Source organism: Saccharopolyspora karakumensis, assembly GCF_004349225.1.
GTDB lineage: Bacteria > Actinomycetota > Actinomycetes > Mycobacteriales > Pseudonocardiaceae > Saccharopolyspora > Saccharopolyspora endophytica.
In genome coordinates this window covers 106853-130557 of the sequence record NZ_SMLA01000010.1, presented here as the reverse complement: position 1 = coordinate 130557, position 23705 = coordinate 106853, and the positions used below count along the sequence as shown (strand labels likewise).

At 71.0% G+C, this 23705-nt stretch carries 23 protein-coding genes; 10 read left to right on the top strand and 13 right to left on the bottom strand.

Annotated features, from left to right (window positions below; translation table 11 throughout):
• Positions 1-166 precede the first annotated feature (166 nt).
• Complete coding sequence (locus E1202_RS09980) at positions 167-1021, top strand: SAM-dependent methyltransferase (protein WP_132682436.1); 855 nt, start codon at positions 167-169, stop codon at positions 1019-1021.
• A gap of 110 nt (positions 1022-1131) precedes the next feature.
• Here E1202_RS09980 and E1202_RS31365 read toward each other — a convergent pair whose 3' ends face one another.
• The 3 genes from E1202_RS31365 to hutU form a co-directional block, all read right to left on the bottom strand.
• The gene (locus E1202_RS31365; protein ID WP_165943809.1) at positions 1132-1290 is read right to left on the bottom strand and encodes a hypothetical protein; all 159 of its coding nucleotides are present in this window, start codon (positions 1288-1290) and stop codon (positions 1132-1134) included.
• Entirely contained in the window at positions 1287-2255 is a 969-nt protein-coding gene (hutG, locus tag E1202_RS09975; protein WP_132682434.1) for a formimidoylglutamase, read from the bottom strand. Before hutG ends, E1202_RS31365 begins: the two co-directional genes overlap by 4 nt.
• A gap of 88 nt (positions 2256-2343) precedes the next feature.
• On the bottom strand, positions 2344-4017 hold the full coding sequence (hutU, locus tag E1202_RS09970; RefSeq protein WP_132682432.1) for a urocanate hydratase: 1674 nt from the start codon (positions 4015-4017) through the stop codon (positions 2344-2346).
• Positions 4018-4209: 192 nt separating this feature from the next.
• Between hutU and hutC the strand changes: the two genes are divergently transcribed.
• Positions 4210-4965, top strand: coding sequence for a histidine utilization repressor (hutC, locus tag E1202_RS09965; protein WP_235877965.1), 756 nt, complete (start codon positions 4210-4212; stop codon positions 4963-4965).
• A 3-nt stretch (positions 4966-4968) separates the two neighbouring features.
• Here the strand turns inward: hutC and E1202_RS09960 are convergent, their stop codons facing one another.
• A complete protein-coding gene (locus tag E1202_RS09960; protein WP_132682429.1) occupies positions 4969-5760 on the bottom strand; it encodes an IclR family transcriptional regulator in 792 nt (263 codons plus the stop codon).
• 159 nt (positions 5761-5919) lie between these two features.
• Here E1202_RS09960 and E1202_RS09955 point away from each other — a divergent pair, with 159 nt between their 5' ends.
• From E1202_RS09955 to E1202_RS09935, 5 genes are all read left to right on the top strand, one after another.
• On the top strand, positions 5920-7320 hold the full coding sequence (locus tag E1202_RS09955) for an amino acid permease (protein ID WP_132682428.1): 1401 nt from the start codon (positions 5920-5922) through the stop codon (positions 7318-7320).
• Between the two features lie 130 nt (positions 7321-7450).
• Positions 7451-9031, top strand: a complete 1581-nt coding sequence (hutH, locus tag E1202_RS09950; RefSeq protein WP_132682426.1) for a histidine ammonia-lyase — start codon at positions 7451-7453, stop codon at positions 9029-9031.
• A gap of 206 nt (positions 9032-9237) precedes the next feature.
• Complete coding sequence (locus tag E1202_RS09945; RefSeq protein WP_132682425.1) at positions 9238-10035, top strand: SDR family NAD(P)-dependent oxidoreductase; 798 nt, start codon at positions 9238-9240, stop codon at positions 10033-10035.
• A gap of 27 nt (positions 10036-10062) precedes the next feature.
• Complete coding sequence (locus E1202_RS09940) at positions 10063-10590, top strand: hypothetical protein (RefSeq protein ID WP_132682423.1); 528 nt, start codon at positions 10063-10065, stop codon at positions 10588-10590.
• 211 nt (positions 10591-10801) lie between these two features.
• Complete coding sequence (locus tag E1202_RS09935; RefSeq protein ID WP_132682422.1) at positions 10802-11656, top strand: MBL fold metallo-hydrolase; 855 nt, start codon at positions 10802-10804, stop codon at positions 11654-11656.
• A gap of 59 nt (positions 11657-11715) precedes the next feature.
• Here the strand turns inward: E1202_RS09935 and E1202_RS09930 are convergent, their stop codons facing one another.
• Complete coding sequence (locus E1202_RS09930; RefSeq protein WP_132682420.1) at positions 11716-12738, bottom strand: SDR family oxidoreductase; 1023 nt, start codon at positions 12736-12738, stop codon at positions 11716-11718.
• A 238-nt stretch (positions 12739-12976) separates the two neighbouring features.
• Between E1202_RS09930 and E1202_RS09925 the strand changes: the two genes are divergently transcribed.
• Entirely contained in the window at positions 12977-13201 is a 225-nt protein-coding gene (locus E1202_RS09925) for a hypothetical protein (RefSeq protein ID WP_132682418.1), read from the top strand.
• A gap of 67 nt (positions 13202-13268) precedes the next feature.
• Here E1202_RS09925 and E1202_RS09920 read toward each other — a convergent pair whose 3' ends face one another.
• Positions 13269-13832, bottom strand: a complete 564-nt coding sequence (locus E1202_RS09920; protein WP_132682417.1) for a hemerythrin domain-containing protein — start codon at positions 13830-13832, stop codon at positions 13269-13271.
• 270 nt (positions 13833-14102) lie between these two features.
• Between E1202_RS09920 and E1202_RS09915 the strand changes: the two genes are divergently transcribed.
• Positions 14103-15095, top strand: coding sequence for a patatin-like phospholipase family protein (locus tag E1202_RS09915; RefSeq protein ID WP_132682415.1), 993 nt, complete (start codon positions 14103-14105; stop codon positions 15093-15095).
• A gap of 45 nt (positions 15096-15140) precedes the next feature.
• Here E1202_RS09915 and E1202_RS09910 read toward each other — a convergent pair whose 3' ends face one another.
• Positions 15141-16313 (bottom strand): PP2C family protein-serine/threonine phosphatase, encoded by a 1173-nt coding sequence (locus E1202_RS09910; protein WP_235877963.1) that lies wholly within the window; start codon positions 16311-16313, stop codon positions 15141-15143.
• 607 nt (positions 16314-16920) lie between these two features.
• On the opposite strand from E1202_RS09910, the gene E1202_RS09905 reads away from it, so the two are divergent.
• A complete protein-coding gene (locus E1202_RS09905) occupies positions 16921-17313 on the top strand; it encodes an ATP-binding protein (protein ID WP_165943807.1) in 393 nt (130 codons plus the stop codon).
• A gap of 55 nt (positions 17314-17368) precedes the next feature.
• Here the strand turns inward: E1202_RS09905 and E1202_RS09900 are convergent, their stop codons facing one another.
• Genes E1202_RS09900 through E1202_RS09875 form a run of 6 tightly spaced genes read right to left on the bottom strand, consistent with a single transcriptional unit; the run spans position 17369 to position 23464 of the window.
• The gene (locus tag E1202_RS09900; protein WP_132682410.1) at positions 17369-18658 is read right to left on the bottom strand and encodes a UDP-glucose dehydrogenase family protein; all 1290 of its coding nucleotides are present in this window, start codon (positions 18656-18658) and stop codon (positions 17369-17371) included.
• Positions 18659-18686: 28 nt separating this feature from the next.
• Positions 18687-19415 carry a hypothetical protein gene (locus tag E1202_RS09895; protein WP_132682409.1) on the bottom strand — a complete coding sequence of 243 codons (729 nt, stop codon included), beginning with the start codon at positions 19413-19415 and terminating at the stop codon, positions 18687-18689.
• Entirely contained in the window at positions 19406-20092 is a 687-nt protein-coding gene (locus E1202_RS09890) for an SDR family oxidoreductase (RefSeq protein WP_132682407.1), read from the bottom strand. Before E1202_RS09890 ends, E1202_RS09895 begins: the two co-directional genes overlap by 10 nt.
• Positions 20076-21437, bottom strand: coding sequence for a PfkB family carbohydrate kinase (locus E1202_RS09885; RefSeq protein ID WP_132682406.1), 1362 nt, complete (start codon positions 21435-21437; stop codon positions 20076-20078). The genes E1202_RS09890 and E1202_RS09885 overlap by 17 nt, the downstream gene beginning before the upstream one ends.
• A gap of 15 nt (positions 21438-21452) precedes the next feature.
• Complete coding sequence (locus tag E1202_RS09880) at positions 21453-22460, bottom strand: glycosyltransferase (protein WP_235877961.1); 1008 nt, start codon at positions 22458-22460, stop codon at positions 21453-21455.
• The gene (locus E1202_RS09875) at positions 22457-23464 is read right to left on the bottom strand and encodes a glycosyltransferase family 9 protein (RefSeq protein WP_165943806.1); all 1008 of its coding nucleotides are present in this window, start codon (positions 23462-23464) and stop codon (positions 22457-22459) included. Before E1202_RS09875 ends, E1202_RS09880 begins: the two co-directional genes overlap by 4 nt.
• Positions 23465-23705 lie beyond the last annotated feature (241 nt).

Genomic DNA, 23705 nt, shown 5'->3' with positions numbered 1-23705 from the left:
CGAGCACGCACGGGCCGCTCCCGCTCGCGGCGTTGTCCGGTCCGCCCCGATTCGGATGCGCCTCCCCCCGGCCGCAGCCGACCATCACCCCGATGGAGCACTCCCGGGCAGTGCGGCCGGGTGCGTAGGATCGCTGACCGCGATCGCGATCTTCCAGGGGGGAACGATGCCAGAGCGCCGGTTCGGCGAGCACCTCGACGGGTCCGCTGATTCGAGCGGATCCCGTGATGCCAACCAGCCTTCGAAGGACGAGGTCGACATCTCGGTGCCGAACCCGGCGCGCATCTACGACTACGGCCTGGGCGGCGACCACAACTTCGCCTCCGACCGGGAGGCGTTCCACAAGCTGCTCGAGGTCGATCCCGACTCGCGGACCGTCGTGCGCTCCAACCGCGCTTTCCTCCGTCGTGCCGTGCGCTTCTGCCTGGAACGCGGCATCACCCAGTTCCTCGACCTCGGTTCGGGCGTCCCGACCGTGGGCAACGTCCACGACGCCGCCCACGAGATGAACCCCGACGCCCGGGTGGTCTACGTGGACAACGAACCGATCGCCGCCGCGCACACCCGGCGCCTGCTCCAGGACCAGCCCCACACGGCGATCATCCAGGAGGATCTCCGCGATCCCGAAGCCGTGCTCAACGCGCCGGAGACCGCGGATCTGCTCGACTTCTCGCAGCCGGTCGGGTTGATGATGGCCGCGGTGCTGCACTGGGTCGGCGACGACGTCACCGAGCTGCTCGCCCGGTACCGCCGCGCGCTCGGCCCCGGCAGCGCTCTCGCGATCAGCCACCTCACCGACGAGGACCTGCCGGAGCAGATGCGCGAAGTCGAAGCGATCTTCGCCGACACGAGCGTCCCGGTCACCTACCGGCCACGCTCCCAGGCCCCCGAGCTGATCACCGGATTCGACATCGTCGAACCCGGAGCCGTGTACTGCTCGGAGTGGCGCTCAGAACCCCACGAATCCCTCGCCCAACCCGAGCGGACCAAGATCTGGGCCGCAGTCGGCATCAAGAGCTGACCCCCGCGACCACTGCGCTTGGCCGCGAACGGGGAGGAATGACGAGGCCAGGTGCCGTGGCTTTCCTTCGTGCCTGATCCGCGGTGGAGATCCGACGACGCCGCCCGCCGTTAGTCCAGGCCGCGGTGGATCGTGGGGGCGTCCTCTTCGAGCACGCGCTCGAAGGTGTCCGGGACGTCGCTCCGGTGGTGTTCGGCGTCGGGTCGGTGCCCGGTTCCACCGCTGCGGGGTTCGGGATCGGCTGACTCATCCGGTGTCACGGCGGTCATCGTCGTTCTCCGTTGCGGGTGTGCTCGGTGAGGACGCGGTGCACGAGGCGTGCGGCCGTGCGCGCGGTGCGGGAGTCGATGTCCAGGTCCGGGTTGAGCTCGGCGACGTCGCACAGCGCGAGCTTGCCGCTGGCCACGACCCTGCGGCAGACGTGCTCGACGGTCTCCACGGGAACGCCGAACGCGGCCGGGGCGCTCACCCCCGGTGCTGCCGAAGCCGGCAGGACGTCCAGATCGATGGTGAGGTGGACCAGGTCGCAGCGGTTCAGGAAGTCGTCCAGGAAACCGTCGACCAGCGGCCGATCGATCACCCCGCAGCGGTCGTCGGTGAGGTGGCGGACACCGAGCGAGTCGGCGGTGGCGAACAGTCCGGCCGTGTTGCTCGGCTGGCTGATCCCCAGCACCGCGTAGCGGAAGTCCGCTCCCCTGGCGCGTTCTCGTTCGGCCATCTGCCGGAACGGGGTTCCCGAGCTCGGAACCGGATCGGCGCGCAGGTCGAAGTGCGCGTCGAGGTTGAGCACACCGATGAGGGCGCCTCGCGCCACCGGCTTCGAGTTCACCAGGCCCAGGTAGCTGCCGAAGGCCACCTCGTGCCCGCCGCCGAAGACCACCGGGAGGTGACCGGCGTCGAGCAGACCGGTCACCACGCGCCCGAGTTCGCGCTGCCCCGACTCCAGGTCACCATCGGTGACCTCGACGTCACCGGCGTCGAAGGCGCGCTGCGGGAACGGCAGCGCCATCGAGGCGAGAGCGCCGCGCAGCGCCTCGGGACCCCGCGCGGCGCCCCGACGCCCCTTGTTGCGGCGCACGCCCTCGTCGCTGCGGAAGCCCACGAAGGCGCACGCCCCGGGTTCCGCGGTGCCGTCCCACCGCTGCACGACGTGGTGCCAGCGGAGGTGTTCATCGCCCGGACCGTCGTCGCGACCGGTCCACCCCGGCAACGACCTGCTCGCGGTGCCCTGCATGGCCGAATCTCCGTTCCATCGTGAGTGGTTCGTGGTCCGGGTGCCCGGGCGGGGCTCGTGCCAGTGCCGCCCGGGCGCCCGAGTCCGATCAGCTGTCCAGCGTCGGGATGTGGATGCCCCGGTCCCGCGCGACCGAGGCCGCGCGCTCGTAACCGGCGTCGGTGTGGCGCAGCACGCCCATGGCCGGGTCGTTGGTCAGCACGCGGGCGAGCTTCTGCGCGGCGAGATCCGTTCCGTCGGCGATGCAGACCTGCCCGGCGTGCACGGAACGCCCCATGCCGACACCACCGCCGTGGTGCAGCGACACCCACGAGGCACCGGAGGAGGTGTTGACCAGCGCGTTGAGCAGCGGCCAGTCGGCGATCGCGTCGGATCCGTCCGCCATGGACTCGGTTTCGCGGTACGGCGAGGCGACGGAACCGGAATCGAGGTGGTCGCGGCCGATGGCGACCGGCGCCGACAGCTCCCCGGAGGCGACCATCTCGTTGAACCTCAGCCCGGCGAGGTGGCGCTCGCCGTAACCCAGCCAGCAGATCCGCGCGGGCAGCCCCTCGAACTGCACCCGCTCACCGGCCAAGGTGATCCACCGGCGCAGGTGGTCGTTGTCCGGGAAGAGCTCCAGGATCGCCTTGTCCGTGGCGGCGATGTCGGCGGGATCGCCGGAGAGCGCGGCCCACCGGAACGGGCCGAGCCCCTCCTCGAAGAGGGGGCGGATGTGGGCGGGCACGAACCCCGGGAAGTCGAAAGCCCGCGCGTACCCGGCCTTGCGAGCCTCATCGCGGATCGAGTTGCCGTAGTCGAAGACCTCCGCGCCCTTGTCGAGGAACCCGACCATCGCCTCCACGTGCCGGGCCATGCTGGTGCGGGCGCGTTCGGTGAACCCGGCGGGGTCCCGCTGCGCCTCCGCCTGCCAGCTGTCGAGCTCGACGCCCAGCGGCAGGTAGGACAGCGGGTCGTGCGCCGAGGTCTGATCGGTGACGATGTCGATGGGCACGTCCATGGCCAGCAGCTGCGGGAAGATCTCCGCAGCGTTGCCGCGCAGGCCGATCGACAGCGGCTCGCGCGCGTCCCGAGCGCGGCGGGCGAGTTCCACGGCCTGCTCGACGTCGGCGGCCTCGACGTCGAGGTAGCGGTGATCGATGCGGCGCCGGATGCGCTGGGGATCGCAGTCCACGCAGATCGCCACGCCGTCGTTCATCGTGACGGCCAGCGGCTGCGCGCCGCCCATGCCGCCGAGGCCCGCGGTCAGCGTGATCGTGCCCGCCAGGGTCCCCCCGAACCGCTTTCGCGCGACCGCGCCGAAGGTTTCGTAGGTGCCCTGCAGGATTCCCTGGCTGCCGATGTAGATCCAGGAACCCGCGGTCATCTGCCCGTACATCATCAGGCCCTCGGCCTCCAACCGGCGGAACTCCTCCCAGTTGGCCCAGTCGCCCACGAGGTTCGAGTTCGCGATCAGCACTCGCGGGGCCCACTCGTGCGTGCGCAGCACGCCCACCGGCTTGCCGGACTGCACCAGGAGGGTCTCGTCGTCGGCCAGCGTCCGCAACGACTCGACGATCGCGTCGAAGGCCGCCCAGCTGCGCGCAGCCTTCCCGGTACCGCCGTAGACGACGAGGGAGTCCGGGTTCTCGGCCACCTCGGGATCGAGGTTGTTCATCAACATCCGCAGCGCTCCCTCCTGCTGCCACCCGCGGCAGCTGGGGGTCGTGCCGCGCGGGGCGCTGACGGGCCGGGCGCCTTCGGTCGGGTGATCGCTGGTCATGGGGAACTCCGAAGTCGAAGCGAACTGGTGACGAGGTCATGCAAACCCGGCGTCTGATCGACGGCCAAGACCGGGGAGCGACATTCTCGGATCCGAGACCGGTCCCGAGCGGCCTCGCACGACGAGTGGTCCACACCGGATAAACTGGCCGTCTGCTTTCGGCAATGATCGACGGACGGGACGGTGATCGGCGTGGCCATCGACGCGCAGGACGTCGCCGCGCTGTTCGGAGCGAGCCGCCGCGAATCGGCGCCCGCCTACCGCCGTCTGAAGAACGTGATCACCGAGCAGATCGGCACCGGCCGGTGGCCCGAGGGCGAGCTGCTGCCCTCGGAGAACCAGCTCGTCGACTCGCTGGGGTTGTCGCGCATGACGATCAACCGGGCGCTGCGCGAGCTGAGCTCGGACGGGCTCCTCGTGCGGATGCCCGGTGTGGGGACCTTCGTGGCCGAGCGCAGGAGCAGTTCGGCCCTCTACGGGGTGCGCAACATCGCCGAGGAGGTCAGCAGGCGAGGACGCCGGCACCGCACGGATGTCGTGTTCGTGCGGGAGGAGCCCGCGGACCGGCGCGCGCACCGGATGTTCGGCATCCCCGAGGGCAGCCCGATCTTCCACTCGCGCGTGGTCCACTTCGAGGACGACAGCGCCATCCAGCTCGAGGATCGCCACGTCCACCCCGACCTCGCCCCGGAGTACCTGCAGCAGGACTTCACCGAGCGCACGCCCAACGACTACCTCTCCCGGATCGCTCCGCTGGGCAAGGGCGAGCACATCGTCGAGGCGGTGCTGGGCACCGCTGAGGACTGCGCCTCGCTCGGCATCGGCGAGGCCGAGCCGTGCCTGCTGATCCACCGCCGCACCTGGTCGGAGGGACAGCTCGTCAGCGCGGCTCGGCTGCTGCACCCCGGTTCGCGCTTCCGCTTGGAAGGCACCTTCGACTCCGTGTGAGCCTCAGGCCGTCGGCGCGCGCCCGTGCAGGCTGACCGTGAGCTTCGCCGCTCCTCGGCGGAGGACTTCGCCGACCTCGTGCGGGTCGCGGTCACCGCAACGCCGGGACCAGGTCGTGCTCAACGCGGCCACCGGCCTGCCTTGGTGGTCGTGGGCCGCCACTCCGACCGACCGCAGGCCTACCGAGACGAGCTCGACCTCCTCCGACCAGCCGCGACGGCGGTCCCGGTCGAGGATCCTGCGCAGGTCGCGCAGGCAGCGCGGGCCGCCGCCGGTGCGGGAGACGAAGGCACCGGGGCGGGAGAACAGGGCCGCCAGCTGCGCGTCGGAGGTGCCGGCCAGCAGCGCCCGGCCGTTGGCGGTCAGGTGCGAGGGCAACCGGACTCCGACATCGGTGATGAGCGCGACGTCCGCGGACGGACCCGACGCGGGGCGCTCCTTGAGCAGGTACACGGTCTCGGTCCCGTGCAGGATCCCGAGGTGCACCGTCTGGCCGAGGCTGCGGGCCAGGCGCTCCAGGATCGGCTGGGCGAGCCGCTCCAGCGGCTCCTGCCGCAGGTAGGCCGATCCGATCTCGAACGACGAGACCCCGAGGCCGTAGGCCTTCTCGCTGGGCACGTAGACGACGAAACCGCGATCTTCCAGGACCGACAGGATGTGGTAGACCGACGAGCGCGGCAGCCCGAGGTCGCGAACCAGCGCCGATGCGCGCACGGGCCCGGGCCGCTGGGCGAGTCGGACCAGGATGTCCAGCGCACGGCCGACCGCCGGCGAGGTGCTCGATTCCGTTCCCACGGATCTGCCTCCACCCCTTGACGCAAATGTATATACAGCACTATACCTATCGCGTCGTTCGTGAGCGTGTGACGCGGCACAAGCCGATGGACGCTGCGGATGCCCACCCACATCCAGCCGCCAGCTAAGGGAACAATGTCGTTCCCGAGGGAGGACATGGTGAAAGAACGCACGGCGGCGCTGAGTCGAGGCCTCAACGCACGGCACATCCGCTTCATCGCGCTCGGCTCGGCCATCGGCACCGGGCTGTTCTACGGATCGTCGGAATCCATCGGCCAAGCGGGGCCGTCAGTGCTGCTGGCCTACCTGATCGGCGGCGCGGCGGTGTTCATGGTGCTGCGCGCGCTCGGCGAGATGGCCGTCGACGACCCGGTGCCGGGTTCGTTCGGCGAGTACGCGAGCAGGCACCTCGGTCGCCTGCCCGGGTTCCTGACGGGATGGACCTACGCCTTCGAGATGATCATCGTCTGCATCGCGGACGTCACCGCGCTGGGCGTCTACATGGGGTTCTGGTTCCCCGACGTGCCGAGGTGGATCTGGGTGCTGGCAACCCTGTTCATCATCGGCGCGGCCAACCTGCTCACCGTCAAGGTCTTCGGCGAGCTCGAGTTCTGGTTCAGCCTCGCCAAGGTCGGCGCGATCATCGCGATGATCCTCGGCGGGATCGCCGTGCTGGTCTTCGGCTTCACCGGCGATCACGGCGCGGGCGTGAGCAACCTGTGGTCGAACGGCGGGTTCTTCCCGATGGGCTTCGAGGGCTTCGTGCTCTCGTTCGCGGTCGTCATGTTCGCCTTCGGCGGCACCGAGATCATCGGCGTCAGCGCCGGTGAGGCCGCCGACCCGCACAAGACGATCCCCCGCGCGGTCAACACCGTTCCGGTGCGCGTGCTGCTGTTCTACGTGCTGACGCTCGCGGTGATCATGTCGATCGCCCCGTGGCAGACGATCGGCTCTTCCGGCAGCCCCTTCGTGCAGATCTTCGAGGACCTGGGGCTGAGCTCGGCGGCGAGCGTTCTCAACGTCGTCGTGATCACCGCCGCGCTGTCGGCGATCAACAGCGACATCTTCGGCGCGGGCCGGATGCTCTACGGCATGGCCCAGCGCGGGCAGGCACCGGCGATCATGCGTCAGGTCTCCCGCAACGGCGTGCCCTGGATGACCGTGGTCATCATGACCGGCGCGCTGCTGGTCGGCGTGGTGCTCAACTACCTCGTGCCGGAGAACGTCTTCGAGATCATCGCCTCGATCGCCACGTTCGCGACCGTGTGGGTCTGGCTGATGATCTCACTCTCGCAGTACCGGGCGCGCCGGGCGATGAGCCCCGAGCGGGCGGCCGCGCTGCGCTTCCCGGCGCCGTTCTGGCCGTACGCCCAGATCATCACGATCGCCTTCCTGGTGTTCGTGTTCGTCGTGCTGGCCTTCTCGTCCGACACCCGCATCGCGCTCTACGTCGGCGCGGCGTGGATCGCGCTGCTCTCGCTCCTGTACCGGCTTCGCGTCCGGAACGACGACGAGGCCGCGCTGGACGCCGAACGGCTCAGCTCGCCCACCGCCGGCTGAGCGACTCCCGTCCCCGCGGACGGGAACTCCCCTCCCGTCACCGCCGCGCGCACCCTGCGCGCGGCGGGATCCCACCCTGCCTCGGCACCCGTTGCGCCGAGGAATCACTCGTGAGGAAGAAGGTGCGCGCATGACTGCGCAGAAGACGACCGAAACCGCGTCCGAGGACACCACGTCGCCCGTCCAGGTGGGCGTGGGCGCGGTCGGAGCGGCCGACGTGGTGCGCGTCGCCCGCGACGGTGCCGCTGTGGAGCTCACCGACGACGCGCTGCGAGCGATCGCGGCCAGCCGCGTTCGGATCGAGAGCCTGGCCGAGGAGCCCAAGCCCGTCTACGGCGTCTCCACCGGTTTCGGCGCGCTGGCGACCCGGCACATCCCGACCGAACTCCGCCGACAGCTGCAGAAGAGCCTCGTGCGCTCGCACGCGGCCGGGACCGGCGCGGAGGTGGAGCGCGAGGTCATCCGCGCGTTGATGCTGCTTCGACTGTCCACGTTGGCCACCGGCCGCACCGGCGTCCGCCCGGAGGTCGCCGTCGCCTACGCCGCGCTGCTGTCGGCCGGGATCACCCCGGTCGTCCACGAGTACGGCAGCCTCGGTTGCTCCGGCGACCTCGCCCCGCTCGCGCACGTCGCGCTGGCACTGATGGGCGAGGGGACGGTCCGCGACGCCGAGGGCCGGTCGATGCCGGCTGCGGAAGCGCTCGCCGCGGCCGGCATCGCCCCGGTGGAGCTCGCCGAGAAGGAGGGCCTCGCGCTCATCAACGGCACCGACGGCATGCTCGGCCAGCTCGTGCTGGCCTGCCGCGACCTGCGCAACCTCCTCCGGCTCGCCGACATCACCGCCGCGATGAGCGTGGAAGCGCAGCTGGGCACCGACCGTGTCTTCGCGGCCGACCTGCAGGAACTGCGCCCGCACCGAGGCCAGGCCAGCGCGGCGGCCAACATGCGGCTGCTGCTGGCGGACTCCGGCATCGTGGCCAGCCACGCCGGCCCCGACTGCACCCGCGTGCAAGACGCCTACTCGCTGCGCTGCGCGCCCCAGGTCGCCGGCGGCGCCCGCGACACCCTCGCCCACGCCGAGGCCGTGGCGGACACCGAACTGGCCAGCGCCATCGACAACCCCGTGGTCACCACCGACGGCCGCGTCGAGTCCAACGGCAACTTCCACGGCGCGCCGGTGGCCTACGTGCTGGACTTCCTCGCCATCGTCGCGGCCGACCTGGCCAGCATCAGCGAGCGGCGCACCGACCGGTTCCTGGACCCCGCCCGCAACCACGGGCTGACCGCTTTCCTGGCCGACGACCCCGGCGTGGACAGCGGCCACATGATCGCCCAGTACACCCAGGCGGCCATCGTCTCCGAGCTCAAGCGGCTGGCGGTACCGGCGAGCTCAGACTCGATCCCCTCCTCCGCGATGCAGGAGGACCACGTCTCCATGGGCTGGTCCGCGGCGCGCAAGCTCCGCCGCGCGGTGGACGGGCTCACGCGCGTTCTGGCGATCGAGGCGCTGACCGCGGCCCGCGCGCTGGACATGAGGGAACCCCTGTTCCCCTCCCCCGCGACGGCGGCCGTGCGCGACCGCATCCGCCGCGAGGTCGCCGGTCCCGGCACCGACCGGCACCTCGCGCCCGAGATCGAGGCCGCGGTCGAGCTGTGCCGCACCGGCGAGCTGGTCGCCGCCGCCGAGGAGGTCGTCGGCCCGCTGGCCTGAGGCTGACGCGGGGACCGTGCCGCGCACGGTCCCCGCGATCACGGCCCGGTACGAGCACGGACCCGGTTCGGCGGCAGTGACGTCACTTCGTTCGCAGCGCAGCCGAGCGGGACACCGGGCTCTCGGCCTCGGCGGTGTTTGAGGCGCACCGGCCACGGCAACCCGAGTACGGCCCCCTTTTTCGCGAGCGCTCGGGGAGGACTGGCGTGGACACTCGGACTCCGCTCGCCCTGGTGACCGGCGCATCGACCGGTATCGGCCGGGAGCTGGCGCGATGCCTCGCGCAGGACGGCCACGACCTCCTGCTGACCGCGGAGAACGCCCGGGTGCACGACGCCGCGCGCGAGATGGAGCGGATCGGCGCGAACGTGGAGACCGTGCAAATCGACCTCACCGAGCGCGGTGGCGTCGAAGAACTCGCCGGGCGAGCCGCTGCGACCGGGCGGCCGATCGACGTGCTGGTGCTCAACGCCGGCGTCGGCTCCGGCGGGCCCTTCGCAGGCGAGACCGCCCTCGACGACCAGTTGCGAGTGGTCGACCTCAACGTGCGCTCCACGGTGCACCTGGCGAAGCTGCTCATCCCCGGGATGGTCGAACAGCACCACGGCCGCGTGCTGTTCACCTCCTCGATCGCGGCGACCGCACCCGGCCCCTTCCTCTCCGTCTACAACGCCTCAAAGGCGTTTGTGCAGTCCTTCGCGCAGGCGCTGCGCGAGGAGCTGCGCGGCACCGGCGTGACCGTCACCTCGCTGCTACCCGGGCCGACCGCTACCGAGTTCTTCACCCGAGCCCGGATGCAGGACACCAGGATCGGAGCCGGCCCCAAGGACAGCGCGGTGACCGTCGCACGTCAGGGCTACGCCGCGATGGTCAACGGTCGCGACTCCGTCGTCGCCGGCTCGCGCAGCAACCGGGTGCAGGTCGCGATCTCGCGGCTGATGCCCGAACGCCTGATGGCCGCGGCTCACCGCCGGATGAGCGCCCCGGGCACCGCCAGGTCATGACCGCACCGGCCGAGAAGGGGCTCGATCATGGCCGCACCGGCGAACGTCTCGCAGCAGAAGCTGCTGGCGATCTACCTCAACGACCACCTCGCCGGCGCCACCGGTGGCGTGGAGCTGGCCGCTCGCGCCGCGCGTGCCAACCGGGGACGCACGCCCGGCATCTCGGCGCGCATCAGGGCGCTGACCGAGGAAGTCCGCGCAGATCGCCGAAGCCTGCGGCAGATTATGACCGCGCTCGGCGTGAAAACCGCGCACCACAAGGTGTTCGCGGCGTGGGTGGGTGAGAAGGCCGGCCGGTTCAAGCTGAACGCCGGAGTGTTCCGGCGCTCCCCGCTCAGCGCGTTGATCGAGGTCGAAGCCCTCCTCTTGGCGGTGCAGGGAAAGGCTCGCGGTTGGCGCACCCTCCTCGCGGCTGCCGAACGGCAACCAGGCCTCGACGCGCAACACCTGCGCACGCTGCTCGATCGCGCCCAGCAGCAGCTCACCGAGCTCGAGGACCTCCACCACGAGGTGGCCACGCAGGTGTTCGGCGCGCGCGGACACCGACCGGCCTGACAACACCGCGGACGCGCCCGTCCAGGTCATCGCCCCGCTGCTGCGACATCCGGACGTCGACGTTCCGGGCGCTCGGCACCTGTTTCCCGACCACTCGGCGCGGTCCACTGGGGACTCCCCCTTCCGGGGTGAGCGAAGTGCACCGCCCGCCCAGCGGGTTCGCCTCGGCGGAGCTCGGGTACCCGGGGCGCACAGACGCCGTGGAGGACGCATGACCATCGAACTGCCGAGCACCGACCAGGCGACCACCGGCGAAGGCGAGGTCTACTTCGTCGGCAACGCCACGACGGTGATCCGCTACAACGGATTCTCGATCCTCACCGACCCCGCCTTCCTGCACGCGGGCGACCACGTGCACCTCGGCCACGGCGCCTACGCTCGCCGCGAGGTCGAACCAGCCTGCCAGATCGCCGATCTGCCCCCGATCGACCTCGTCGTGCTGTCCCACCACCACGGCGACCACTTCGACGACGTCGCGGCCCAGGAACTCGACAAGGACCTCCCCATCATCACCAACCACCACGCGGTCCCCCTGCTCCGGGAGCAGGGCTTCTCCCGCGGGCATCCCCTCGACACCTGGGAGTCGCAGGACGTCGTGCGCGGTGACGCCCGGCTCAGGGTGACGTCGATGCCGGGCAAGCACGCCCCCGATCACGTCGCGCAGCTGCTTCCGCCGGTGATGGGCAGCATCCTCGACTTCAGCACCGGCGGGCAGCACCAGTTCCGCCTGTACATCAGCGGTGACACCTTGCTCCACGACCGGCTGCACGACATCCCGCGCTGGTTCCCCGACATCGACCTCGCGCTCATCCACGCCGGTGGCACCACGCTGCTGGGAACGGTCGTCACCATGACCGGGGAACAGGCGGTGCGCGCGGTCGAGATCATCGGCCCCTCGACGGCGATTCCCATTCACTACAACGACTTCTCGGTCTTCCGGTCCGGCCTCGACGACTTCCGCGAGGCGGCGTCCCGAGCGCAGGTCGGCACCGAGTTCCACTACCTCGCCCACGGAGAGAGATACCTCTTCCACAGCAACCGCGCGAGCGCTCCCGTGAGCCGCTGAGGAGCCCGGCTCCGCACGCGCGTGGAGCGGCGTCGGTACCGCCCACTTCGGACGGAACGTCAGAGCCGGCGTCGCCGCGACACCGCGGCAGCCGCCAACGCGGCCGCACCGACGACCGCGAGAGCCAGGGAACCGTGACGTTGTGACGCCCACAGCTGCCAACTGCGGTTCTTCGACCTCTCGTCGAACACGCCTCGAGCCCCGTAGTCCCGGCCCGAAACGCCGTCGGCGGGAGCCCACAGGTTCGCGGGCCGGTCGGGATCGGAGAGCACGTCCGCCTGCTGGGCCTCACATCCGTTGCGCGCGAGGTAGCGGTCCACGACGCCCGGCGCGACGGCGTTGGCGATCAAGGTGCCCACCGTGCTGCCCCCGCACCAGTGCTCACGACGACGAGGGTGATCGGCCGCGTGCACCACGGCCCGGGCCGCCACCTCCGGCTGGAAGATCGGCGGCAGCGGCTGGGGGTGCTTCGGCAACCGGGACAGCACCCACGAGAACTGCGGCGTGTTCACGGCGGGAAGCTGCACCATCGTCACCCGAACACCACTGCGGTCGTGCAGCAGCTCGCACCGCAGCGATTCGTGGAAACCTTGGACGGCGTGCTTGGAAGCGCAGTAGGCCGACTGCAGCGGAACTCCCCGGTACGCCAACGCCGAACCCACCTGCACGATCGTTCCTCGATCGCGCGGACGCATCCGCTCCAGCGCCGCGTTCGTCCCGTGGACGAACCCGAGGAGGTCCACCTCCACGACACGGCGGAACTCCTCCGGAGCGATCTGCGAGAACGGTGCGAACACCGAGGTGAACGCCGCGTTCACCCAGACGTCGATCGGGCCCAGGCGTTCCTCGACCTCGTCGGCGGCGTCGCTGACCTGCTCATCATCAGCGACGTCGACCTGCAGGGGCAACGCTTCGCATCCGGCGTCCCGGGCCTCCTTCGCGGCGGCCTCCAAACCTGCCCTGCCCCGGGCCAGCAAGGCCACGCCCCGAGCGCGCCGAGCGTATTCGCGGACCACCGCCCGCCCCACACCACCGCTCGCGCCCGTGATCACGACGACCTGCGACCGCGCTGCGTTTCGCACTCCCGGACCACCTTCCTGCCGTCGAGGGTGGAGCCACGATCGACCCCCTCGCGCTCAGCGCGCTGATCGACCCCTTCCACTCGGGGCTACCCGCGAGAACCGTCACCGCAACCCGGTGCCGGCAGGAGCGGTCGGCGCGAGAGGGTGCCGGTCGGCCGATCTCGGGACGGGGGTTTGCAGCCATCTCCGCACCGGGTAGCTCGACGGCGTTCGGGAAAGGACGTCTTGGGAGGCGATCATGGACCGCGGTGCACGTGGCGAACGTGAGCAGACTCCGGCAGAAGGTGAGCCGACGACGCAGAACCCCACCGCCGGATCGGACGACGACACGTCCTACGACGAGGGAACCGGTGACCAGGTCAGGTCGGAGGCGGAGGAAACGGAAGCAACCGAGGAATCCGGGGGCAAGGCGACCCACCACTTGCCGGCGGACATCCCACCGGGCGAGCTCCCGGAGCGGTGAGCACCGCCTGCCCTGGTGATCGCTCCAGGACGCGGTCAGCTGGGCGAGCGCGAGCGTCCGGGCGTCCTCATCGCTGCCGTCCGGACAGCGCGTCCCGCATCCGGTCGATCATGCCGGCCCCCGGGTCGAGGAGCATGTTCACCGGCGGGGTGTCCGGCGCCGATGGGTGAGGGCGCGTGGGGGCACGTTCCTTCGCCTCGAGAATCTTGCCTCCCAGGTCTTGGAGCTCCTGCACCGTGCACGCCGCTTGAAGACGGGGGAACAAGCCGCGCTCCTCTTCTTCGACGTGGTGGCGGATGTCTCGCGCGAGCTTGAAGACCTTCTGGTCGAAGTTCGCGTCCGAGACCTCAAGCCGCTCGAGCTCCTTCATGAGCTTCTCGGCCTCGGCGTGCTCCTCGATCTCGTGGTCGGCCAGCTCATCGCCGCCCGGCAGGTGCGTGCGCGCGGCTGGGTAGAGGTACTGCTCCTCGGCGACCGAATGCCGAACCAGCTCGGTGATGATGTGATCGACGAGGTCACGGCGCTGCTTCTCGGAAAGACCACCGTTCTCGTACTTCTCGAACGCCGAGTCCACTGCCCGGTGGTCATCGGTCAGGACGGCGACGAGATCGCCCTCGTGCGTTCGTGCCATGGCGCGCACCGCTCCCTTCGGTCATGCAGGTCGTCGCGCAGAAGCGCACTTCGAGGCTGCCCAACAGCGGCAGATCGCCAAACGCCCCGGTGCTGGGCACAGCTGGGGAATCGTCGCGAAAGCTCGTCCACGACCCTCGACTGGAACGGTGCACGGGTTGATCGGGTCGATCTCGGGTAACCGGTGCGGGAGGACGGGACGCTCCGCGCGAAACCCGCTGTGAGGTCCCAGGAGGACGAGGCGACCCGTACCGACCTTACGGAGGCTCCCATGCTCACGCGAGGCGACGCGAAGGCCACTCCCACGAATTCCGCACCCGGTATCGGGCTCGTGCTGGGAGCCGGAGGGGTGTTGGGAGCGTGTTGGAGCATAGGCGCGTTGCGCGCCCTGGAAACCGCGGGTCACTGCGATCCTCGCGACTGTGACACGATCGTGGGCACTTCATCCGGTGCGGTGCTCTCCGCGATGCTGGTCTGCGGCATCGGCGCCCAGGACCTCGACACCAGCCAGCGCTGCCCTGACGAAGGAGTCCTGGCCGAACACGGGTTCAACTGCGCCAACCCCTTGCTGCTGCGCAGTCCGCTGAGCTTTCCCGGGCTGGGCTCACCGAGGTTGCTGGCGCGATGCCTGGCCAACCCCCTCGGAGCGCCCCTCCTGCACTGGTGCACCGCACTGGCGCCGTGCGGCCGCGGCTCGCTGGGGGCACTTCATGAGCTCGTGGAGCACATCGCCGGCTCGCGAGGCACTGGTTCGCCTCTGAACGTGGTCGCGACCGACTACGACAGCGGACGGCGAGAGGTCTTCCGCCCGGGAACCGATGACGCTCCGTCCCTCGCCGAGGCCGTCGTCGCCTCTTGCTCGGTACCGGGGTTGTTCCCGCCGGTGACCGTCGCGGACCGGCGCTACGTCGACGGCGCGGTCGGCTCCAGCACGAACGCCGACCTGCTCCTCGACGAGGGCGTGGACACCGCCGTCGTGGTGGCGCCGATGGCCGCGAACTCGCTCGACCGTCCGCTGTCGCCGGTGACCCACGCCGAACGGCTCCTCCGCAGAAGGGTGACGAGCCGACTCACCGCCGAGGTCGCCCAGCTGGAGGAAGCCGGAATCAGCACCACGGTGCTCGCCCCGACCGCCGAGGACCTCGCCGCCATCGGCGTCAACATGCTCAACTGCTCCCGCAGGTTATCGGTCATGGACACCGCGCTGCGCACGACCGGCCAGCAGTTGGAAGAGCGGCCACCTCGCATCCGAACCTCGATCTGAGCCACGTGCGGCCGGCCATCCCGTGCGCACGCGAGTCCTTGGTGGTCACCTGCTCAGGACCAGCAGCGTGACGTCGTCACCGGATGACGCCGAGGTCATCAGCTGGTTCATCACCGCAGAGCAGACGTCGCTCGCGGATGCGCAGAGGACCGATTCGCACAGGGCCTTCAGCCCGATGTCGATCGGCTGCTGGCGGCGTTCGATGAGCCCATCGGTGTAGAAGCACACCACCGACTCCGGCGGCACGTCGATCTCGGTCGAGCGACGCCGCCGCTTCGACACCGCGACGCCGACCGGTGGGTCGACCGCGGCGTCGACGACCTCGCCGCGCTCGCCGGGACGAGCCATCACCGGTGCCAGGTGCCCGGCGAGCGAGAACTCGAGTCGCGCCGCGTCCGGGTCGTAGACCGCGTAGCACACGGTGGCCATGGCGTCGGGCTCGAAGTGGGTGACCTTGCGGTCGAGCTTGTGCAGCACGCGTGCGGGGTCCTCGTCGTCGAGCGCGTAGGCCCGCAGCGCGCTGCGCAGCCGCCCCATGACCACGGCCGCCGACAGACCGTGCCCGACGACGTCACCCACGACGATCCCGACCCGCCCCGACGGAAGCCGGAAGACGTCGTACCAGTCACCGCCCACCCCGTTGTCCGCGCCGCCGACGTAGCGCCCGTCCATCGAAACGCCGGGGATCGCGGGCAACCTGCCGGGGAGCAGGCTGTGTTGCAACACGGTCGCCGCGATGCGCTCGGCCCGCGAAGCGCCCGCCTGGGAGACCGTGGCGATGCGGTCGGCGGCGACCTGGACCAGCCGTGCGTCCTCGTCGGCGAACTCGCGCTCGTTGAAGGAACCGACGCACAGCACTCCGATCGTGTCGCCGTCGGCGACCATGGGCGCGCCCACGAGCGAGCTGATGCCCTTGTCCCGCAGCGCTCGGCTGACCAGCAGCTCGTCGACCACGCGGTCGAAAACGCATGCCTCGCGGCCGGCCAGCACGGTGCCGGCGAAACCGTGTCCCACCGGCATCCGAACACCTTGCTTGACGTCGTCCTCGATGCCGACCGCTGCGGTGGCGATCAGCTCCTCGCCGTCGGCGTCGAGCAGCAGGACGGTCGCCATGTCCACGTCCAGGACATCGCGCACTCGCGCCAGGATTTCGCGCAGCAGTTCGTTGACATCCAGGTGTGCGAGCGAGGTGTCCGTGACCAGTTCGATGCGTCGCAAACGCTCCTCGGCGGAAGATTCCGCGGAAGCATGCATGTCGGCCAGCATAACCGTGGCGCGGCAGCGGTGTCCGCCCCACGGCGGGCGGTCTCTGTGCCAGCGCGGACCGCGGCCGCCACCATGGAGCGCAGGACTCCCGACATGACCGAGCACCAAGCTCCCTTCAGCGCGGTGACCGAGTGGTCGGGCCGCACGTCGTTCGCCACCGCGACCGGTGAGGTCGAACTGGTCAACGCGCCTCGACCGGGGGCGGTCCTGGACCAGGCGGTCGACGAACGACCTGACGTGCTGGTGCTCGACACCACGGCTGTCACGTTCCTGTCCTCCGCAGGCCTGGCAGTGCTCGTGCGCACTCACCGCAGCTCCTCGTCGCGAACAACCCGGCCACCCTGCGACCGATCCAGCTCATGGGGTTGGACCAGGAGTTCGAGGTCTTCGCCGACGGGGAAGGGGCATTCGTCGGCGCGGCGGGTTTGTGACCGGACGAGCCCGCCTACCCTGGAAGCGGGAACTCAGCCCGGACGATGAGGACACATCTATGGCACGCGCTCAACCAGGCGAGCCGGAGCCAGCTTCCGAGGAACGCGACGACCTCCGCCGCCATGGCGTGCGCGCAACCGCCGGGAACCTGCCGGTGCTGCGCGACGAAGTGGACGGGTGGGCCCGCGCCGCGGGGCTCGAAGACGGGATCGTCGAATCGTTGGCCTTGGCCACCTACGAGGCGATGGCCAACGCCGTCGAGCACGCCTACGGCGGCGCTTGCGGAGTTCTCGACGTGGACGCGGTCCTCAGTGGAACCGGGGTCGAGGTCGCCGTGACCGACCACGGCACTTGGCGCGCACCGGATGAGAGCGACGGTCAGCGCAGGCGCGGCCTGCCGCTGGTCGAGCGGCTCGCCGACGAGGCGGTGGTGACCTCCGGGGAGCACGGCACCCGGGTGCAGATGCGCTGGAGCACCTCGGAGCCGCGAAGCGACGCCGTGGCGCCGGCGGATGTTTGAGTCCGACGTGGACGGTGCGAGCGGTCCACCTCGGCCTCGTGGCCCGTTGATCACATCACCGCAGCGTGCGTCCGGTTCCTCGCCAGATCATCCCCTCGCGCGTGAGCGCGCGGGGGTCGAGCTGGTTGCGAGCGTCGACCAGGACCGGTGCCCGCATCACCTCGGCGACCTTCGCCCATTCCAGCACCGCGAACTCCGCCCAGTCGGTCAGCAGCACCACGACGTCAGCGTCCTCCGCGGCCAGGTACGGATCGGCGACGCACCGAATCCGCTCCACCTCGGACCGCTCCGCGCACGTCGGGTCGTAGCCGCGCAGTCGCGCGCCCAGGTCGGACAGCATCCGCGCCACCGCGAGGGCCGGTGAGTCGCGCAGGTCGCCCGTGCCCGCCTTGAACGTCAGACCGAGCAGACCGATCCGCGAGCCCGACACGTCACCGCCGCAGCAGTCCACCACCTTGCGCACCACCCGGGCCTGGTGGTGCGCGTTCGCGCGGACCGCGGCGCCCAGCAGCGGAAACCCCACGCCTGCGGAGTCGGCGGTGTGGAGCAGCGCTGCGGTGTCCTTCGGCAGGCAGGAACCTCCCCAGCCCGGCCCGGCGCTCAGGAACGACGGCGCGACCCGGTGATCGCGCTTCATCCCCTCGGTGACCACATCGATGTCACCGCCGGTGCGCTCGCACATCTCGGCGATGTCGTTGACGTAGGAGAGCTTGGTGGCCAGGAAGCCGTTGGCGGCGTACTTGACGAGCTCGGCGCTGACCGGGTCGATCAGCACCGCGCGCGCGTCCAGCCGGTCGTAGAGCGAGGCTACGCGCTCGGCCGCCTGCTGCTCCTCGGCACCGACCACGACGCGGGCCGGGTGCAGGAAGTCCTGGACCGCGAAGCCCTCGCGCAGGAACTCCGGATTGCTGACCACGGCTACGTCCTCGCGCCCCAACAACCGGGTGAGGCGCATCGCCGTTCCCACCGGCACGGTCGACTTGGTGACCACCACCGCTCCGCGCGGCAGCAGCTCGCGGACCTCCCCGGCGACGGTTTCCACGGCGCTGAGGTCGGCTGCCCCGTCGGCGCCCATCGGCGTGGGCAGGCACAGGAACACGATCTCGGCCGCGGCGACGGCCCGCGCGCTGTCCTGGGTGAAGCGCAGGGAGCCTGCGGCCACCCCCTCCGAGACGAGCTCGCCGAGGTCGGGCTCGCGGATCTCCACCTCACCCCGGGCCAACCTCGCGATCTTGTCCCCGTCGACGTCGCAGCAGGTCACGTCATGGCCGAGCCTGGCCAGGCACGCGCCCGTGGTGAGGCCGACGTAGCCGCAACCGATCACGACGACCCGTTCCGCATCCATCCGCTCCTCCTGCGAAAACCCCTCGTCGTCACAAGGTTTCGAGCTCCGCGAGCACCGGTGGTGGTCGGTCCTCCCGCAGCCGCGTCGCAGGTCCGCGCCGTGGCGAATCCCCACGCCGCTCGGTGTCGGCACCGATGCGCGGGTCCGCCCGGACGCACTCGATCACCCTCGCCACGTCCGCTCCGACCGCACGGCACAGTTCGGCCAGCTCGTGGAAGTACTCGCGCTCCACTTCGAGGAGCCCGTTGGTCGCGTGCAGCACCAGGTCGGCGCTGTCGAGGTCGCAGTGCAGCGGCGGCACGGGCACACCCGCCAGGACCACGTCGGCACGCACCAAGGCCTCGGCATCGTCGGCGCCGAGCACGGCGTAGTCGGCGCTCAGGAAGTCCTCCAGCGCAGAGCCTTCTCGCAGCAGCTGCGGGTGGCTCACCACCGGCCTGCCCAGCGCTGCCTGGAGATCCCGGGTGCACTCCCACGGCGGGAGCGCGCAGTTGATCACGGAGCCGCCCGGTGGGGCGGTGACCTCATCGGCGCCGCAGACGAACACGGCGTCGGGATCGGCCAACTCGCCGAAGCTCAGCGCACCGCTGCGGCGCAGGCTCCGCGCCAGCTCCTGCAGCCGCGGTTCGCTCGCCGACACCGCCGGGTCCGGGCGGGCGCAGCTCACCCGGAGACCGCTCCAGGCCAGTCCGGTGGCGACCGCGATGGCGGTCAGCCCGTCACCCAGCACGCGGGCGCGCAGTTCTCTCACGGCCATGACGACTCCTCCGAGTGGCACACGACGAGCTCGCGGACCTCGCAGCCGGCCGGCTGCCGCAGTGCGAACAGCACCGCTTCGGCCACGTGCTCGGGACGGTTGAGCTTGGCGTCCTGCGGTGGCTTGTACTGCTCGGGCCTGCCGTCGAAGAACGCGGTGCGCATGCCGCCCGGCACCAGCATCGTCACCCCGACCCGGCCGCTGAGCTCGGCGGCCAGCGCCCGGGACAGGCCGACGACGCCGAACTTCGAGGCGCAGTAGGCGGATGCGTCGGGCAAGCCCTTGAGCCCGAGAGTGGACGAGCAGGTGACCACCGTGCCCCGGCTCTCCTCGAGGTACGGCAAGGCGGCTCGCACGACGGCGGCCGTCCCCAGCAGGTTGACCTCCACCACGCGTTCCCAGTCCTCGGCGGGAACCGACTGCAGCGAACCGCAGGCATCGGTGCCCGCGGCGGTGAACACACCGTCGAGACCACCGGCTGTGTCGGCCATCTCGCGCACCGCTCGCTCGGCCGCGCGTCTGTCGGCCAGGTCGACCTGGGCGTGCTTCACCGGAGCCGAGGGCACCTCGCGGTCGAGGACCAGCGGGGTGCCACCGGCTGCGATCACCGCATCGACGACCGCCGCACCGAGGCCCGAAGCGCCTCCGGTGATCACGACATTACCCGGCCCGTTCATGGAGTTCCTCCCGATTGACGTCGAGTTCCAGCAGGTTCCGCAACATCCGCGTGGTCGAGTACCCGCCGACGAGCGGGACCCGGACGATTTCGCCGCCGTACTGCTCGACCACCTTCGCCTCGGGCAGCCGAGACGGTTCGTAGTCGCCGCCCTTGACCCACACGTCCGGTCTGATGGTGGCCAGCAGCTCGCACGGGGTCGTCTCCTCGAAGACCGCGACTGCGTCGACGGATTCGAGCGCCTCCAGCAGGCACTTGCGGTCCTCCACCCCCACCAGCGGGCGAGGAGCGCCCTTGAGCCTGCGCACCGAGGCGTCGGAGTTCAGGCAGACGACGAGGGCGTCGCCGAGCCGCCTGGCCTGGTTGAGCAGGTCGACGTGGCCCGGGTGGAGAAGGTCGAAGCAGCCACCTGCCGCGACGAGCCTGCCGCCGCGCTCCCGGACCCGCTCGACCACGTCCAGACCGTTCTCGGACACCGGTCGGTCGCCCGCGGTCCAGGCACCGGCGCCACCGGAAGCCACGAACCGGCTGGCCGCCAGCACCGCGTCGGCGACGGCGTCCGATGCGGTCTCGCCGCAGGCCAGCGCGAGGGCGACGGCGACGGCGAAAGCGTCCCCGGCGCCGCAGGTGTCGGTCGTGGTGTCCAGCTCCGGCGCTGCGACGAGCTCGCAGCTCGGTGCCAGCGCAGCGCCGCGATCGCCCATGGTCACCGCAACCGCTCCGCACTCCCACTCACGCCACAGCGCCATCGCGCCCGCCGGTTGCGCGGTCATGCCGCTGAACCGCATCGCTTCGGCTTCGTTGGGCACCACGAGGTCCGCCCGGGCCACCGGCGCGGCCCCTCGCGGGTGCGGGTCCCAGATCATCGGTGTGCCGGGCGGCAGGCGGGAGAGCTCGTGGCGCAGCCGGGAGTTGCTCGCGGCTCCGCGACCGTAGTCGGCGACGAGCACGGCATCGGCGCTGCGGAGTTCCCGCACGACCGCCGGCCCCGGGACCACGTCCGGCACGACTCCCGCGCCGGAGTCCAGCCGCACGACCGATTGGCCGCCGGCCCGCACCCGGGTCTTGCTGGGCGTCCCACCGGTGAACGGCAGGTCCACCAAGCGGACGCCGGTCGGCAGCAGGCGGTCGATCTCGTACCCGGCGGGATCGGCACCGCGGCCGCCGATCAAGGTCACCTCGATGCCCTGGTCCGCGGCCAGCGCCGCGGCGAGCGCGGCTCCGCCGGGCCTCCCGCGTCGCGACTCGACGTCGACCACCGGCACGGGCGCGTCGGGGCACAGGCGGGAGGCGCTCCCGGTCAGGTCCAGGTCCAGCAGGGCGTCGCCCACGATGACGAGCTTCACGTCGACCTCCTCGGGTCACCGGCGCACTTCGTGCAGGAGCGCCGTCCAGTCGGTCAAGAACCTCTCCAGCGAGTACCGGCTCAGCACCGCTCGGCGGGCCGCCTCACCGGCTTCCCGGGCGCGATCCGGATCAGCGCTGAAGGCGGCGACCGCGTCGATCAGCGCGTCCATCCGCGTGGAGACGACACCCGCTTCGGGTGGCACGGCTTCGGAGACCTCGGTGGCCGCGACGGCCACGACCGGCATGCCCAGGTGCATGGCCTCCAGCAGCGCCAGCCCGAGCGAAGTCCACCGGTAGGGGTGCAGGTACACGCGGCGGGCGGCCAGTTCGGCGTGCATCTTCGGCTGCGGCAGGTCTTCGTGGGGCGTGATGCGATCGCAGCCCAGCACCTGCGGGAGGTCCCGCACCTGCATGCCGAACACGTCCAGCGGCGCCCCTCTGCTCAATCGGGGCAGCAGGTCGGTTCCGGCGATGTGACTGCGCCGCACCGGTTCGTTGACCACCACCCCGGCGTGCGGCACGGTTCCGGTCCAGCGGTGGCCGGGATCGACGATGCCGTGCTCGATGACGGTGTTCGGCGCTCGCCCGTTGTCCCACCACATCTGGTTGAAGTGGGTGACGTGCGCGATCGGGATGTCGTCGCGGTCGGCCACGGGATGCCGGTCGGGGCGCGCGGGACCGCGCGGCGTGTCGTGCTCCACGTAGACGGCCGGGAGGTCGACGCCCGGTCGGCGGCCGGTCCACAGCCGGGTGAGCTCGAGCTCGTCGGGGCGTTGGAGCACCACGACGTCGATGCGCTCGTCGTGCAGCCGGCCGGGTTCGACCTCCACGGCGTTGTCCGGCCACGTGACGGTCTGCGAGCGCCCTCTCCCGTCGGGCCCGCGATCGGCGGTGGCGGGCACCAGGTACGTGTGCGGCCCGTGCACGAACGACGTCGTCCACGACCCGTGCCGGTGCCACACCAGGATTCGCAGTCCTCCCTGCGAAATCGGCGCGGTGGCGGGTGTTCGGAAGCTCGTCATGACGTCACCTCCACGACCGCGGCGGCGACCTCCTCCGGGGTCACCAGCGTCAGGCACGGGTGGCCGGGCACCGGGCAGTACCGCGCGCGGGTGTTGCGGCACGGGGCGAACTGCTCGCCGAGCACGACCCGCGGAACGCCGTAGGGAGCCCAGCGGGCCGCGCTGACCACGGGTGCGAACAACGAGACCACGGGTGTTCCCACCGCCGCGGCCAGGTGCGCAGGCCCTGTGTTGGGCGCGACGACGGCGTCCGCGCCGTCGAGAACCGCCGCCAGCTCCGGAAGGTCCGTGCGGCCGCCGAGGTCGACGCCGGAGTGCCCGGCCACGTGCGCGGTGAGTTCCCGGTCGGCCGGTGCGCCCGTGACGACCACCGCCCATCCGGCCGCGGCCAGTTCGCGCACCGCCGCTCGGCAGCGGAACATCGGCCACTCCCGCGCGGGGACCGAAGCGGCGGGGTGCACCACGACGTAACGCCGCCGGCCGACGAGGTGACCGACGTCGGGGAGCGGGCGGCGCACCGCCAACCCCCCGTCGTCTCCGTCCGGCAGTTCGAATCCGGCGGCGCGCGCCAGGGACAGCGCGCGTTCGGGCTCGGGCGGATCACCCTCGACCCGGTGCCGCACGTCCAGCAGCGAGCCCGGGTAGTCCTCGCTGATCGCCGCGATCTGCTCCACACCGGCCATCCGCAGCAGCAGCGCCAGCGGCAGCGCGGTCTGGTGGAACGAGGTGAACACCACCGCCGAGTCGGCGTCGATCTTGCGCAGCACCTCGGAGAACTCGTGGATCGCCGATTCGGTGACCGGCGGCGGTTCCGGGTCGATCCACGGCGCGCACCAGGTCACGACCTCGTCCACGCCGGGCAGCATCTCCGCCGCCGCCGCACCGCGCGGTCCGGCGAGCATGACCACGGAGTCGGCGTGCGCCGCCACGGCCCGCACCGCCGGACCCGCGAGCAGCACGTCGCCGAGGTTGTCCTGGCGCGCGACCAGCACCCGGCCCTTCACCGTCCCACCTCGGCGTGGTGCCGCAGGCGGGGAAGAGCGGGTGCTGCGTGCGGAACCGGAACGAGCACAGCTGCACCTCCCGCGTGTCGTCCTGCTCGGTGCGATCGGCGTCCGCATCGGCGACGCCCGTCCATACCGCTACCCAGCGAAGCGACTCACCTACACATGTGCGCACGAGTTTCGCCTCAGCAGGAGGCGATCCGGGGCGTTCGAGCACGCTGTGCGAGCGACTGCGGGTTTT

Excerpts from the sequence above, each read along its gene's own strand:
- E1202_RS09980 (WP_132682436.1), top strand. The coding sequence starts at position 167 with ATGCCAGAGCGCCGGTTCGGCGAGCACCTCGACGGGTCCGCTGATTCG.
- E1202_RS31365 (WP_165943809.1), bottom strand. The coding sequence starts at position 1,290 with ATGACCGCCGTGACACCGGATGAGTCAGCCGATCCCGAACCCCGCAGC.
- hutG (WP_132682434.1), bottom strand. The coding sequence starts at position 2,255 with ATGCAGGGCACCGCGAGCAGGTCGTTGCCGGGGTGGACCGGTCGCGAC.
- hutU (WP_132682432.1), bottom strand. The coding sequence starts at position 4,017 with ATGACCAGCGATCACCCGACCGAAGGCGCCCGGCCCGTCAGCGCCCCG.
- hutH (WP_132682426.1), top strand. The coding sequence starts at position 7,451 with ATGACTGCGCAGAAGACGACCGAAACCGCGTCCGAGGACACCACGTCG.
- E1202_RS09940 (WP_132682423.1), top strand. The coding sequence starts at position 10,063 with ATGGCCGCACCGGCGAACGTCTCGCAGCAGAAGCTGCTGGCGATCTAC.
- E1202_RS09935 (WP_132682422.1), top strand. The coding sequence starts at position 10,802 with ATGACCATCGAACTGCCGAGCACCGACCAGGCGACCACCGGCGAAGGC.
- E1202_RS09925 (WP_132682418.1), top strand. The coding sequence starts at position 12,977 with ATGGACCGCGGTGCACGTGGCGAACGTGAGCAGACTCCGGCAGAAGGT.
- E1202_RS09920 (WP_132682417.1), bottom strand. The coding sequence starts at position 13,832 with ATGGCACGAACGCACGAGGGCGATCTCGTCGCCGTCCTGACCGATGAC.
- E1202_RS09915 (WP_132682415.1), top strand. The coding sequence starts at position 14,103 with ATGCTCACGCGAGGCGACGCGAAGGCCACTCCCACGAATTCCGCACCC.
- E1202_RS09900 (WP_132682410.1), bottom strand. The coding sequence starts at position 18,658 with ATGGATGCGGAACGGGTCGTCGTGATCGGTTGCGGCTACGTCGGCCTC.
- E1202_RS09895 (WP_132682409.1), bottom strand. The coding sequence starts at position 19,415 with ATGGCCGTGAGAGAACTGCGCGCCCGCGTGCTGGGTGACGGGCTGACC.
- E1202_RS09890 (WP_132682407.1), bottom strand. The coding sequence starts at position 20,092 with ATGAACGGGCCGGGTAATGTCGTGATCACCGGAGGCGCTTCGGGCCTC.
- E1202_RS09880 (WP_235877961.1), bottom strand. The coding sequence starts at position 22,460 with ATGACGAGCTTCCGAACACCCGCCACCGCGCCGATTTCGCAGGGAGGA.